At 60.5% G+C, this 14683-nt stretch carries 11 protein-coding genes; 9 read left to right on the top strand and 2 right to left on the bottom strand.

Annotated features, from left to right (window positions below; genetic code table 11):
* Positions 1-158 precede the first annotated feature (158 nt).
* Positions 159-2507: an outer membrane beta-barrel protein gene (locus MUN82_RS06860; RefSeq protein WP_245097525.1), complete on the top strand. Its 2349-nt coding sequence runs from the start codon at positions 159-161 to the stop codon at positions 2505-2507.
* A 152-nt stretch (positions 2508-2659) separates the two neighbouring features.
* On the opposite strand, the gene MUN82_RS06855 is transcribed toward MUN82_RS06860, so the two are convergent.
* Both MUN82_RS06855 and MUN82_RS06850 read right to left on the bottom strand, forming a co-directional pair.
* A complete protein-coding gene (locus tag MUN82_RS06855) occupies positions 2660-3790 on the bottom strand; it encodes a multinuclear nonheme iron-dependent oxidase (RefSeq protein ID WP_245096096.1) in 1131 nt (376 codons plus the stop codon).
* Positions 3791-3807: 17 nt separating this feature from the next.
* Entirely contained in the window at positions 3808-3969 is a 162-nt protein-coding gene (locus tag MUN82_RS06850; protein ID WP_208306438.1) for a chryseobasin-related MNIO class RiPP peptide, read from the bottom strand.
* 160 nt (positions 3970-4129) lie between these two features.
* Between MUN82_RS06850 and MUN82_RS06845 the strand changes: the two genes are divergently transcribed.
* From MUN82_RS06845 to MUN82_RS06810, 8 genes are all read left to right on the top strand, one after another.
* The gene (locus tag MUN82_RS06845) at positions 4130-4693 is read left to right on the top strand and encodes a hypothetical protein (protein ID WP_245096094.1); all 564 of its coding nucleotides are present in this window, start codon (positions 4130-4132) and stop codon (positions 4691-4693) included.
* A 12-nt stretch (positions 4694-4705) separates the two neighbouring features.
* The gene (locus MUN82_RS06840) at positions 4706-5056 is read left to right on the top strand and encodes a Mut7-C RNAse domain-containing protein (RefSeq protein WP_245096093.1); all 351 of its coding nucleotides are present in this window, start codon (positions 4706-4708) and stop codon (positions 5054-5056) included.
* 329 nt (positions 5057-5385) lie between these two features.
* Complete coding sequence (locus MUN82_RS06835; RefSeq protein ID WP_245096091.1) at positions 5386-7914, top strand: zinc-dependent metalloprotease; 2529 nt, start codon at positions 5386-5388, stop codon at positions 7912-7914.
* A gap of 344 nt (positions 7915-8258) precedes the next feature.
* On the top strand, positions 8259-9710 hold the full coding sequence (locus tag MUN82_RS06830) for an SWIM zinc finger family protein (protein WP_245096090.1): 1452 nt from the start codon (positions 8259-8261) through the stop codon (positions 9708-9710).
* Positions 9711-9713: 3 nt separating this feature from the next.
* The gene (locus MUN82_RS06825) at positions 9714-11324 is read left to right on the top strand and encodes a DUF5691 domain-containing protein (protein WP_245096088.1); all 1611 of its coding nucleotides are present in this window, start codon (positions 9714-9716) and stop codon (positions 11322-11324) included.
* Between the two features lie 270 nt (positions 11325-11594).
* Complete coding sequence (locus tag MUN82_RS06820; protein ID WP_245096086.1) at positions 11595-12689, top strand: ATP-binding protein; 1095 nt, start codon at positions 11595-11597, stop codon at positions 12687-12689.
* 42 nt (positions 12690-12731) lie between these two features.
* Entirely contained in the window at positions 12732-13604 is an 873-nt protein-coding gene (locus MUN82_RS06815) for a DUF6414 family protein (protein ID WP_245096084.1), read from the top strand.
* Positions 13605-13644: 40 nt separating this feature from the next.
* Entirely contained in the window at positions 13645-14640 is a 996-nt protein-coding gene (locus tag MUN82_RS06810) for a hypothetical protein (RefSeq protein WP_245096082.1), read from the top strand.
* Positions 14641-14683 lie beyond the last annotated feature (43 nt).

The raw sequence follows: 14683 nt of genomic DNA, 5'->3' as shown, positions 1-14683 counted from the left end.
CACCTAACTTTATCATTCAACTATTTACAAGATTATCTACCAAAATTTCTTGTTGCTACGCACTGTCGTTGCGCCGGAGAAGCTGGTCGTTTAGCGTACTATTACTCATTCTTGCTGGCCTATTTACTGGCTCTGCCTCTGCCCAGACCTTGGGTGAAGTGTCTGGCACGTTGCTGGACCGCGGCACGCGCCAGCCGCTGCCTTTTGCCAACGTCTTGCTGCTGCGGCTGCCCGATTCCACTCTGGCAGGCAATACCCAAACCGCTGACAATGGTACTTTTACGCTAGCAAACGTACCGTTGGGCCGCTATGTGGTGCGAACGGTAGCGCTGGGCTACCAGCCCGCTCGCCGCGTGGTTACACCGAGTCTGACTACGCCGGCAATTCGCCTGGGTGAGTGGCCCGTGGTGCCGGTGGCCGTGCAGCTTGCAGGCGTGGTGGTACAGGGCGAAAAAGCGGTTCTGGTGGAGGACCTGGATAAGAAGGTTATCAACGTAGACAAGGATCTGAACAGCGCGGGCGGTACGGCAGCCGATGTGCTGCAAAAGGTGCCTTCCGTAGCCGTAGACGAAAACGGGCAGGTCAGCCTGCGGGGCAACGCGGGCGTGACGCTCTACCTAGATGGCAAGCCCGCGTCCAGCAACCTGCGCCTCGACCAGCTGCCTGCCAGCCGCCTCGAAACCATTGAGGTGATTACCAATCCGGGGGCGCGGTACTCGGCCCAGGGTACGGGCGGCATCATCAACCTGGTGCAGAAAAAGCAGCGCCAGGCTGGCTGGAACGGGGAAGCGCTGGCCACCCTAGGCACCCGCGACAAGTACAACGCCTCGCTCAACCTCAGCCGCAGGGTAGGCAAATTCAATGTATTTGGCAGTGTTGATGGGCTGAGCAATCGGTTCCAGGGCAGCTCGGGGCTGCGGCAGGAGGCCACCGCCGAAGGCCGTACCACCAGCATCGACCAAACGGGCCGTACTGCCCGCCACCAGACCAACCGAAGCTTGCGCCTGGGTGTGGACTACGCCTGGCACCCGGAGCAGACGCTGACGCTGACCACTGAATTCTACAAGAACGATTTGCGCCACACCAACAACTTCACTACCCAACTCACGCGCGACACCGATGCGGCCCTTGTTCTACACAACCAAAACCCGGAAACCGACGACTTGTATACAATGCGCATTGCCAGCAACTACCGGCATACCTGGGAGGCTCATCCTGGCCGCGAGCTAACGGCTGGCGCGGTCTATATCTTGGATGGCGGGACCGTGACGACGGCGCAACGCGTGCTGGATGGCCCGGCCGGCTACACGCAGCAGGCCCGCCGGCAAGTGCTTGATGTGACCATTCATATGCCCTCGGCGCAGGTAGACTACGTGCACCCGCTGGACGACAAGCGCCGCTGGGGAGCAGGCCTGAAAACCGATGTGATGCTAACGCCCGGCACGGCCGAGTATGGGGTGCAACCAGTGCCCGGCGCCGAGTTTATCCGCCAGGAAGCCAGCTCCTACCGCTACCACTATCGGCAGGTGATTCCGCAAGCCTATGGCACGTATCAGCAGAAAGCGGGCCGCTGGGACTACCAAGTGGGCCTGCGGACAGAGTTTACCGGATTGCAAGCGCGCGTGTTGCCCACCGGCTCGACCAGTCAGCGCCTTCTCAACCTGTTTCCCTCGGCCACCGTGGCGCGCCGGCTGCCGCACCACGAGCAGCGCCTCCAGCTCAGCTACTCACGCCGCCTGAACCGGCCCAACTTCCTGCAAATCGTGGCCTTGCCTATTTACACGGATGCGCGCAACTACGTGGTGGGCAACCCTGCCCTACGCCCCGAATACGTGCACGTGGTAGAGCTGGGCCACCAGGTGGCGTGGCAGAATACTACCCTCAATACCACGTTGTTTGGACGCTTCGCCAACCAGGCCATTCAGAGTTTGCGCATCATCGACACACTGGCGACCCGCCTCAGCGGCCAGCCCGATTTCATCACCCGCACCAGCTACCAGAACCTCGGCCGCACGGCCAGCTACGGGCTAGAACTCTCGCTGACTCACCCTCTCACGAAGTGGTGGAAACTCGTTGCCAACGGCTCGTTTTACCGCAACCAGGTAACTGGCTACACGGGGAGCGGCACCCGCGCCAACTTCACCGGCACGGCGTATCTGCTGAATACTTTTAACCCGACCAAGACGCTGGCCGTGCAGCTCAGCGGCAACTACCGCGCCCCGCTGGTGGTGCCGCAAGGCCGCCTGCTGGCCGTGTACGGGGTAGATGTGGCCCTGCGCCAGCGCCTGTTCCACGACCGGGCGGCCCTTACCCTACGTGTTAGCGACCTGTTCGACACGCGCCGCCAGTATACCCGGCTAGCCGCCGCAGACCTCACCACTGACCTGCAAACCAAGTATGAAACCCGCGTGGGCTACCTGGGCTTCACCTGGTTTTTAGGCACCAACAAGCCCGCCAGCTCCATCGACAACCAACCCAAGGGCGACACGGGTGGTTTTGGGGGGTAGTAGCCGAATGACAGCTATTTTCACTCTGTCATCCTGAGCAGAGCGAAGGACCTTCTCACGTCAGAACGATTATCGAAACAACGACTCGTTCTGACGTAAGAAGGTCCTTCGCAAGCTCAGGATAACAGACGTTATTGTTGATCGAATTTTAGCTACTGCTTCCATTTCTGGGCGATGCGGACAGCCGTTTCCAGCATATGGGGTGCCCATTGTTCTAGCTGCCAGTCGGTGTGAGCCAGGGAGGAGGCGCGCAGGCGCTGCTGCGCTTCTTCGTAGGAAGCGGCGGTTTCCAGAATCTGCGCGAGTTGGCGCTGTTGCGTGTGGATGGTTTCGTCGTGGGCAGCAGGGCCGGCGGGTAGGGATGCTGGTGGCTGGAATGCGTTGGGCTGGTGACTATGCGCATGGCATCGGCTGGCTTCTACGATGGCGGCCATCCGCTGGAAATCTTGCCGAAACCGGTCCTGGCTGGCGTCGGTACGAAGGCCGGTGCCGAGCTGTTCCAGTACGACGTATTTCAGCTGCGGGCACTTAGGTATTGTGCGTTTCAGCAGGGAAAATACCTCGTCGGGCACGGCCTCGTCGTGGGTGTCGCGCCGAATCTGTCTACCCTGCTCTACTCGCGAGTCTTCCCAGCTACCGCCCGAAATGTGAATTTCCCTCACCCGGTGCAGCGGGTAGAGCGCCAAGAGCGAGTCGGATAACAAGTTGAAGTTGTGCAGCTGACAATACAGGTTGTGCAGGTCTAGAAGCAGAAAGCCGTTGACGGGTGCTACCAGCTGTTCCAAAAACTCGCCGTGGCGCTGCACTTCCTCCAGCGAGTAGGCAAACGCCAGATTTTCAAGTCCCACTGGGCACTGGCAGGCATCGGCCACACGCAGGAGGCGGTCCTGGCCCAGGCGCAGGGTAGCGGCCGTGTACGGCACGGGCAGCGGCGCGCCGGTATGGAAGTTCTGCCCCGTGAAAGCCCCAAAATGCTCCGTGATGTGGTCGAAGCGAAAGCGCCCGGCGAGCAGGCGCAGCTGCTCCAGCCACTGCGCCTGCTCGGGCGTCCAGCGGCCCGAAAGCAACGAGAAATACACGCCGTGCCCCACCAAACGGCCCTGCTCGCCGTAGGCAGTCAGCAGCTCGACAAACCAATCGGGCAGCTGCCGACCGTCGAATAGGGTGTCAAACGACCACTCCACGGCTTCTACCTGGCCCGCTTCGAGCAGCGGCAAGGCAGCAGTCAGAGTCTGGTCGTCCAGATTGCAAGCAATGGCCGATAAGATAGCCGGAGCGGACATGATTTCTGGTGCACTACTTAGCCCAGGCCGCACGCGGGGCAATACACAGGCGTTTTTTTCTCGCTACCCTTCGCTACTTTCTCGCCCTTGGGCGCTGGCTCATCGCCTTTCGTACAAGCAGTAGTCTGCGCTGTGATGCCAACCAAAACAGCTCCGAGTAAGGCTTTCGATAATTTCATAACAAGTTGTGGATGAGTGGAAAGATAACTTCTACCTGCTAGAGCCTCGCCGGTAGAGCAACAGTTGCATGACAGCGTTAAAAAATAAAATCTCCCTGAGTTCAGTTAGCGAGAAAAATACCGCGCCCTTACGCCCGCAACTTTTCAGGATCTTTGCCCCATGAAACTCCTGCTTCTCCTGCTCCTGCTGCAACAGCCTGCTTCGCCTTCGCTTACCCCCGCCCCCGACCCAGTGCCCCGCCTAATTCAGGAGCGCGAAACCCTGGTGCGGCAATATGAGGCGGCCAATGCCCAGCGCAACGCGTTTCTGGCCAATAAGCCCAGCAAGCGGGATCTGGAGGAAGTAATAACCGCCCTGAAAGGCATTATCCGCAAAGACACCGAGATTGTGCAGGCCGTGAAAGACGGTGCCGTGCGCCAAACGGCCGGCCTGGTAGCCGAGCGCCAGCAGGTGCAGCAGCAGGCCAGCGTGGCCCAAAGCGACCAAAGCACCACCCGCGAGCGGTTCTACGACCTGCAACGCCAGATTGCCAACTTAGAGGAACGCGAGCGGCAGCACCAAAAAAAGCTAGCTGAGGCACAAGCCGTTGTGCACGAAGCCGACCAAAGCCGTACCACCCGCGACCTGATTACGGCGGCGCTAGCCGTGCTGAGCGTAGGGCTGCTGGTGTACGTGGGGCGCCTACGGGGCCAGCGCCGGGCACCAATGAAGCGCAAGCGGTAGGGGTTTCTCATTATGCTTGTCCCTGCTGCGCGCTACCTTACCTACGCTGAGGCCGTGGTGCTCTACAATGAGCTACTACAGGCCGATATTGTGGCGTTGGTGAAAGCGCATGGCCCGCCTTCCCTACCCTATGGCGAGGGCATGTATTACCAATTATTAATTGAGGAGGAGTTGGTGGAGGCAGCCCAACCCTTGCTCGACGATTTTGAGCAGGCGCGCAACGCGCCGAAATTACCCCGCTGCCCACGTTGCGGCAGCCTAGCCGTAGCCCCCGCTGAGCGCGTGGCGTGGTGGCGCCGATTGCTGTACGCGGGCACCACGCCCATGCAGTGCACCACCTGCCAGCGCGTGTTTGCCGGGTAAGGCTGGTGTTAGTAGGTTGCGAGTTTGGTTTTCTTATGGAATACCTCGATGTATTTACAAAAATTAAACTCGCAGCCCGTTTGGTTGAAATAGTTGCACAATCGGCAATGCTTTTCTAACATTGACGCAACGGCACCATCTTTTGGTTCGTCCCTTTAGCGGGCAGTCAATTTTCGCATAGAAGGTCGAAAAAGCGTTTCTCTGTCTGGCCCGCAGTATACGGTGCGCACACTGGTCATGCGCCGTATGCTGCGGGTCAGTTGCTGAGGCACATGCCTCAGACACCGCCCAACCTGTTGCTACCTCACACCAAACCACTACCCTATCGAATGAAGCGTACTCCTTTTGTAGTAGCTACCCTCTTGCTTGCGGCTAGCCATGTTGCGCCGGCTCAAAACCAGGGTAGCAACGCCCCTAACCGCGCCGAAGCCAAGCCAGCGGCCACCATTGCCAGCGTGACGCAGGGCGCCAAGAAACAAGACGGCTACTTCCCGTTTTACTACGACGAAAAAACCGGCAAAGTCTACCTAGAGCTGGACAAGTTCGACCAGGAGTTTCTGTACTTCAGCTCCCTACCCGACGGCGTGGGCATGGGCGGCCCCGAGCGGGGCGGCGCCTCCTCGGCCATTGCCAAGTTTGTGCGGATAGGGCCCAAGGTGATGTTGGTGGAGCCCAACTACAGCTACCGCGCTTCCCGAGGCGGCGACGAGCAACAGGCCGTGGAAAGCGCCTTTGCTAAGTCGGTGCTGTGGGGCTTTACGCCGGTGGCCGTGGAGGGCAACAAGGTGCTCATCGACCTGACGCCCTTCTTGGTGCGCGACAGTCAGAAAATAGGCGACCAACTGGGCCGCCGCAGCTTTGCGGGCCTGCGTGGCGGCAACGCTGGTGGCGGGGCCTCGGCCGGCTACCGGCTCGACGAATCGCGCTCGGCCGTGAATCCCGACGCGACCAAGAACTTCCCTAAAAACACGGAGTTCGACGCGCTGATTACCTTCACCGGCGGCCCCAGTGGCGGCCAGGGCTACGGCCGGAGCATCGCCCCCGACCCCAACGCCGTGACCGTGCGTATGCACCAGGCTTTTGTAGAGCTCCCCGACAACAAGTACCAGCCGCGCAAGTTCGACCCGCGCTCGGGCTTTTTTCAGTTCACCTACCTCGACTTCTCGGCTCCCATGGCCGAGCCGCTGGAGAAGCGCTTCTCGCGCCGGCACCGGCTGGAGAAGAAGAACCCCGGCACCAAAGTGAGCGAACCGGTAGAGCCCATTGTGTACTACGTGGACCGCGGTGCCCCGCCGGATATCAAGAAGGCGCTCATTGAGGGCGGTGCGTGGTGGAACCAGGCCTTTGAGGCGGCCGGCTACAAAAACGCCTTCCTCGTGAAGGAGTTGCCCGAGGGTGCCGATCCTATGGACATTCGCTACAACGTGGTGAACTGGGTGGACCGCGCCGGCAATCCGCGCGCTTTCTCCTTTGGCTCGTCCTACATCGACCCACGCACGGGCGAAATTATCAAGGGCATCGTCACGCTGGGCTCCGACCGCCACCGCCAGGACTACCTCATTGCCGAGGGCTTGTTGCAGCCTTATAAGAATGGTAGGAAGGCACCGAAAGAGCTGGAAGAAATGGCGCTGGCCCGCATCCGGCAGCTCTCGGCCCACGAAATTGGGCACACCTTGGGACTGTACCACAATTTCAGCTCTTCGGGCACGCAGGACCGCGGCTCGGTGATGGACTACCCTTTCCCGCGCTTCACGCTGAAAGCCGACGGCACCGTTGACGTGTCGGACGCCTACGCCAAGGGCATCGGCAGTTGGGACAAGCGCGCCATTCTGTGGGGCTACCAGGACTTCCCGAAGGGCACCGACGAGGACAAGGCCCTGGATCAGATTATGATGGAAACCCTGAAGCAGGGCCACATTTTCATTCCAGATATTGGCGGCTATGTGCACCCTGCGTCGCACCAGTGGGACGACGGCACCAATGCCATGGCCCAGCTCGACAAGCTGATGAAAGTGCGCCGCCACGTGCTCGATAATTTCTCTACCAACGCCATTCCTGACAACGCCCCGATGGCTACCCTGGAAGAAGTGCTGGTGCCCATGTACCTATTGCACCGCTACCAGATAGAGGCCGCGGCCAAGTCGCTAGGGGGGCTGTACTTCACCCACGCTGTGAAAAACGACGGCCAAGTGGTGACGCGCATGGTGGAGCCCGCCGAGCAGTGGCGAGCTTTCGATGCGTTGATGGCCACTGTGTCGCCGGATGCGCTGGCGCTGCCGGAAAAGCTGCTCCAGCAAATTCCGCCCCGGCCGGCGGGCTACCCCAGCAGCATGGAAATCTTCAGCCGCCACACGGGCCCTACCTTCGACCCCATCGCTACCGCCGAAACGGCCGCCAGCACCACCATCATGTCGCTGCTGAACCCGGAGCGCGCTACCCGCCTGATAGAGTACCACGCCCGCGACAGCAAGCAGCCCGGCTTTATGCCGATGGTGGACAAATTGCTGACGCAAACCTGGAAGGCGCCCCTGGTCCCCGGCTACAAGGGTGAGTTGCAGGTACTGGTAAACAACCTCACGCTCAAAAGCTTGCTCCAGCTGGCCGCCGACCCGCAGGTAGCCGAAAACGTGCGCGGCGAAAGTCTGGCCGAAATTGATGGGCTGAAGCAGTGGATGACCGGCAAGCTCGCCAGCGCCGAGCCCCGCCAGAAAGCCAACCTCCTGTTCGGCCTTTCGCAGATCAACACCTTTACCACCGACCCCAACAAATTCACCGTGCCCTCTTCTCTGGACATGCCACCTGGCGCGCCCATCGGCATGCCTGGCCTGGACTTTTTGCATGACGATGTGGCCTATTAGTGTCACTGTCACTCCAAGCGGAACGAGAAATCTGGATCTACGTGGCTGTATTCTGTCCTTGAGGTAGCCCTATCTGTGATGGCACTGCTGATAGGCAAAGAGGCGGACACGCTCCTTTGGGCGTAGGTGCTACTTACGGTAACTCTTCTAAAGGCATGAAAGGCCGAACCACCCGGGTGGTTCGGCCTTTTGCTATAAAGTGCAACTTCCTACCCACCAGCTTCTTGTAAAAGGACCGAAATGCCTTTTAAAATTAACGTTCCAGGGACTCGGTTTTTTAGGTTGAATCAGTACTTTGCCAGCGCGTTATACTTGAGCTATCCACGTATCCTTATGTATTCACTTTGACCTGGACCGAAGAACAGGCCCGCGCCCTCATCACCGACTCCGGCACGCTGAAACGCGGGCAGGAGCTAGCCGCCCCGGCCAAATGGCAGAACCTGGGCCGCACCGATACCGCCGCCTGGGGCGAGTGCAAGGGCAGCGGCAGCAAGCCCTACCAAACCGGCATCGACCTCACCGAGCCCGCCTTTAAGTGCAGCTGCCCTAGCCGCGTGTTTCCCTGCAAGCACGGCGCCGGCCTGCTCCTGCTGCTGGCCCGCCAACCCCAGCTACTAAGCGGCCCTACCCCGCCCGCTTGGCTAGAAGAATGGCTGGGCAAACGCCAGCAAACCCAGGAGAAGAAAGCCACCAAACCACCTAAAGCACCAGAAGTCGCAGAAACCGATCCGTCTGGCTCTTCCTTCTCCGCGGGGAAAGAAGCTTCGTTGAACGACGACGCCCGCCAGAAGCGCGAGGCCCAGCGCCAAGCCCGTATGCAGCGCGGGGCGCAGGAGCTGGAAACCTGGCTCGTGGACCTCTTGCGAACCGGCCTGGCCGCCACCGACCAGCAGCCGCGCAGCTACTGGGAAACCCAAGCCGCCCGCCTCGTGGACAACCAGCTGCCCGGCTTGGCCACTATAGTGCGCGAACTGCCTACCCTGCGCCACCAGGGCGCCGACTGGCCCGCCCGACTATTAGCTCGTCTCGGTGAGCTGTACCTGCTGGTACGCACGTTTCAGCGCCTACCCGAGCTGGCGGCAGAGGCGCGTCAGGAAGTGTTGCAGCTGGTGGGTGTGAATCTGAAGAAGGAAGAGGTGCAAGCCACCCAGCCCGCCGTGGCCGACGAGTGGCGCGTGCTGGCCCAAACCACTACCGAGGAAGAGCGCCTGACGGTGCGCCGCTCCTGGCTGCACGGTCAGCACACTGGCCGCTTTGCGCTGGTAGTGGAGTTTTCGTTTGGTGGCCAGCCGTTTGCTACTCCGCTGGTGCCCAGTGGCCGCTACACCGGCGAGCTGACGTTCTACCCCGGCCTGCTGCCGTTGCGGGCCGTGCCGGGCATCCTGACGTTTCGGGGTACTGCGCCCGGCTACCTGGCTCCTGCCAGCGGCATTGGGCCTGGTCAGTTGTTGGATGAGCACGCCACCGCCTTAGCTCGCCTCCCCTGGCTGCGCGAGTGGCCGGTGCTGCTCAGCGGTGGCATCCCGGTGCCCTCGGCCGACGGCTGGGTGCTGCGGTTCCCGGCAAGCCCAGCCCCAACGGCCCTACCCAACGACGCGGCTACCTCAGCCACGGAAGCCATCGAGGCGCCTACACCTACTGCCCTCGACCTGCGCCTGCTCTGCCCCGACCTAACGGGCTGGGAGCTACGGGCCCTGAGCGGTGGCGTCCCGCTCACAGTATTTGGCGAGTGGACCGGCCAGGGCCTGCGCCCGCTGGCGAGCTGGCCCGCCGTAGCAGAACCTCAAATTACCTAGCCTATGTCAGCTCTTCCCCTTGCCCCGGAAACCGCCCTGCGCCCCGGCGCCGACTGGCAGCAGCTGCTGCGTGTGGCCCTACTCGGCACTCGCCAAAGCCCCGACCCACTGCCTACCCTACCCGACTTCGAGCTACCCGACGACACACCCGACCACCGCGAAAAGCAAGCGCTACTCTCGGCCGGCGTGCTGACCACCATCCGCAAAGCCGGCTACCAGTTCCCGACGGCCCCACCGGAAAAGTCAGTGGCACCGGTAGCGGCGCCCGAAACCCAGGAGGTCCTTGGCCCCAGTGGCACCCAACTGCTGCACCAGTTATTGAACGGGCAGTACCCCGAGTTGCTGCCGGAGTTTCTGGCTGCTGCGGCCGAACACCAGCGCCGGGTGCCACACCAAGTGCTGGTGTCGCTGCTGGAGCATGCTCGCACGCGGCCTACCCTGCACCGCGCGGCGGCAGCCGTGCTGGGGCAGCGTGGCGCCTGGTTGGCTGCCCAGAACCCGGCGTGGCAAACGCTGCTGGCCGCCTCGGAGCAAGCCACCGACGACGCGGCTATCTGGGAAACCGGCGCCATCCGTCAGCGCACCTTCTACCTGGAAACTCTGCGCCGCCACAATCCGGCCCAGGCCCGCGAGTTGCTGGCCGCTGCCCTACCCCAGGAGCCGGCCAAGCACCAGGCCCAGCTGCTGGAAACGCTAGCCGTACAGCTCTCCCCCGACGATGCTGCCCTGCTGGAGCAGTATCTCGCTTCCAAAAGCAAGGAAGTGCGCCAAACGGTAGTGCCCTTGCTGCTGCGCCTACCCAACACTATGCTACCAGAGCGCCTCTGGCAGCGTGCCGAGCCACTACTGCAACTCAAACGCACCCTGCTCAGCAAGAAGCTGCTGGTAGAGTTGCCCGCCACCGATTGGGACAAAACCTGGCTTCTTGATGGCATTGAGCAGAAAGACAGCCGTTTTCAAGGCGAAAAAGCCGCCCTGCTGGGTCAAGTACTGGCCCTGCTGCCGCCCCAGCGCTGGGCCGAGCACTGGCACCTTATGCCCGCCAACATCATCGACCTTGCCGCCGATACCGAGTGGGCCGCCCTCCTGCTCACGGCTTGGGCCGAAGCCGCCGTGTTGCACCAGGATGCTGCCTGGGCCACAGCGCTGCTGGAGTGGCATTACGCCCAGCCGCGCAAAAACGCCCTTAGTCTCCCCGTAGCTCGTCTGGCCGCTCAGTTGTCTCCAGCTGAGTTGATCGGACTAGTGCTGCCGCAGTTGCAGGCCACCCCGCATTTTGCCACCGATGCGCCTTGGCTGCACCTCGTGCAGCTGGTGCCCGCGCCCTGGCCCGAGGCCCTCACGCGCCGCGTGGTGGAACTGCTGCGCCGCGCCCTGAAGCAGCCGGAGCAGCTCCACCGCATCCAGTACGCCGCCTCGCAGCTACTAGAGCACATGGCTCGCGTAGTGCCCGCCGATCAGTACAGCCTCTGCGCTGAACCCTTGCAGCCGCTCATCCAAGACGTGCCCTACCTCCACAACTCCCTGGCTCGCCTGCTGAACACGCTGCACTTTCGCCAACAATTGCAAGAAGCCCTGCACGAACCCCCGTCGCCTGCCGGTCCGACGCCGTAGGCGTCCGACCGATTGTCGTAGGCTACCACTGAACGAGCTTCGTGCTGACACTTAGAACTATATCAGAGATGCGAAGCGACGCAAACATCAGCACGAAGCTCGTGCAACGATGACCGGTCCGACGCCTTCGGCGTCGGACCAGCAGACGAAAACACATACTTTCTACAAACCCCTATCATTCTCTACCTCTCACTACCAACCCTCCCGGTAGCAGCCAGTTCGGCTCCCCTCTCCCTTAGGAGAGGGGGCCGGGGGTGAGGCCCTACTCCTATGTCTGAAACCACCGTCATCCTCCGCCCCCACGCCGAAGACCTCTACGCCGAGGAACTTGCCGCCCTGCGCGCCGCCGACCACGACCGCCCCAAGCCGCCGAACTGGCACCTCTCGCCCTGGGCCACCGTCACGTACCTGCTCGGCGGCAAGCTCGACAACGGTTTCGAGATTGAGCCGAAGTACATCGGGCAGCGGCGGTTGATGGAAATTGCCGTGGCTACCCTCGCCACCGACCGCGCCCTACTACTGCTGGGCGTACCGGGCACGGCCAAAAGCTGGGTGAGTGAGCACCTGACGGCGGCCATTAGCGGGCGGTCCGATTTGCTGGTGCAGGGCACGGCGGGCACCTCCGAAGATGCCATCCGCTACTCCTGGAACTACGCCCGCCTCATTGCCGAGGGCCCGTCACTGGGGGCACTGGTGCCCTCACCCCTGTTCAAGGGCATGCAGGAAGGTCGCCTCGTGCGCCTCGAAGAACTCACCCGCATCCCTTCCGATGTGCAGGACACGCTCATTACCATGCTCTCCGAAAAGGTGCTGCCCATCCCCGAGCTGGCTACGGAGGTGCAGGCCACCAGCGGCTTCAACGTCATTGCCACCGCCAACGACCGAGACAAGGGCGTGAACGAGCTAAGCAGCGCCCTGCGCCGCCGCTTCAACACGGTGGTGCTGCCCCTCCCTACCTCCCTCGACGAGGAAGTGCGCATTGTGCAGACGCGGGTGGAGAAGCAGGGCAAGGCCCTCCAGCTACCCGCCGAAGCCCCGGCCCTGGAGCACATCAGCCGCCTCGTGACCATCTTCCGAGAGTTGCGCTCGGGCGTGACGGAGAACGGCAAAACCAAGCTCAAAAGCCCCAGCGGCACCCTCAGCACCGGCGAGGCTATATCCGTGATGAACAGCGGCCTGGCCCTGGCCGCCTACTTCGGCGACGGCAGCCTCCGCGCCCACGACCTAGCCGCCAGCCTCACCGGCGCCGTGGTGAAAGACCCCGTGCAAGACCGCACCGTCTGGCTCGAATACCTCGAAACTGTGGTGAAAGAGCGGGACGGGTGGAAGGATTTGTATCGGGCGTGCCGGGAGGTGGTGGAGTAGGTAATTATCGATTATTTTCAACAGTCAACTGTATTATTCGACATGACAAGATTTCCTATTCCATTCTATCTCAATCAAAAATACGTTTTCGACATTCTGGCGATGATTGAAGATGGCTTTACGAAGATTCAAACTTTAAAAACAATTACATCTTCCAATAACGAATTCTCACAGAAAGCACAAGGGGAAGTTGGGCTAAATAATGTATTCTCTTTTCTAGGAATCAAGATGTCCGCAGAAGCTGGGAAGCAACAGAAACTTGGTAATGAAACTTCAGCAGAGACGCAGAAAGTGCATACACCAAATTCATTATTTGGCAAGATGCAAGCCCTCCTAGACAATCAAGGAATCATTTGTAAAGAAAGCATTATGAATTCTAGCACTGGTGATTTTGTTTTATTCAAAGCCACCTTACGTAAAAATCCGGTTGTTAGCACTCTTGAAAACTATTTAGCTTTATTCAAATTGGCGTCTAATTTCACAGAAGAAAGTGCTCATTCTAAACAACAAAAAAGCAACAATCAAAAAAATGATAAATTATTAAAACAATTTAAACTACTCGTCAACGAACTTAAAGTTGAAGGAAGCTTAGACCTTGCAGGAGAAAGTGTCGGCTCAGAAATATTTCAGGCGGTCCTTACAATCGACAGAGATTATTTAAATGATCCATCTCTATCTGATATTGCAGACGGCGAATTTTTTATACTTGGCAAAACGATAAAAATAATAAATTCCGCAGATGACGGAATCAATTTACTTCGCAAGACCAGTTTAAGTAACGTTTCTCAAAGTATGCTTGACAGTATATTTTCTGGCTTCCAAAATCTTGCACAACATGGCTTAAATGATGCTAACATTGTCACAATAATTAAAGGCCCTGTAATTCAGATTGTGCCCATAGCTATTTATGCTTGAAGATTATTGATTGATATCTGCATCTACGTCACCAATCCTTATGCCCCTTACCCCCACCGCCTACCCTATCGACGACCAGCAACTCCCCTGGGGCCTGACGCTGGCCGAGGCGGAGCGGCAGCTTGGGCAACAGGCGTGGCTGCCGCCGTACGGGGGCTGGCCCAACCTGCGCGGAGCGTGCCGGTCGGTGTTGGGATTGGCGGCGGTGGAGTACAACCTGCGCGCCCCAGCCCATCACAAACCCGTGATGCAGGTGAGCTACGAATTGGCCCCGCCGCTCAACCACCTCGGCACGGGGCCGGTAGCGGCGGCCCGCTGGGTGCAACCCCTCACCCAACTGCTAGGCGCCCCCGCCGAAATCAAACACTACCCCGAAAAGCCCCGCTGGGACATGGTGACGGATACGGCCCGTTGGGAGTGGCCCACGGTACGCCTGTCGCTGTCGGTGTTTGGGGGCGTCCGGCAGGAAAAGGCGGGTCCCACGGCGGCCGGGCTATACTTGGCTTGGCTGGACGAGCAGACCGCCGCCCGGCCGTTTATGGCCGCCGTGCGGGCGCAGTCGGCCGCCCTGGAGGCCAGCGTCGCCCGGATACAGGAGCCACTGCTGTTTACTACTCAAGGTCGCCAGACCAGCTACTACCAACCTGACTACAGCACGCCCTACCCCCACGCGGCCCTCGCCGATACTGAGCGGCGGCAGGCGCAGCGGGCACTGTACCGAGATGGGCTCTGCGAGACGCCTACCCCGCTGCAAACCCGCCTGCACGACCAGCAGGTGGCACTATGGGCCGTGCCTGACCAGGCCGCCTGGGCCGTTTCGATTCGGCAGGATACCATTGTCCTCACGCCGCCTACCCTACCCGCAGTAGAGCTCATCACCCTTCGCCCGGCCAAAGGCGGCGGGGCCATGCTCCTCTCCATCGGCGACCTGCACTTGCAGGATGCCTATACCTCGCCGACGCTGGGGCAACTGGCGGCCGCGCTGGAGCAACACGTGGGCGTGGTGGTGAGGCGGGTAGAGCAGTATGATTGTTGAACTTATAACGGATTCTTGTACGATGCATCAGGTATGTAGAGAC

The organism is Hymenobacter aerilatus (assembly GCF_022921095.1).
Classification (GTDB): Bacteria; Bacteroidota; Bacteroidia; order Cytophagales; family Hymenobacteraceae; genus Hymenobacter; species Hymenobacter aerilatus.
This window is presented reverse-complemented; position numbering and strand designations above follow the sequence as displayed.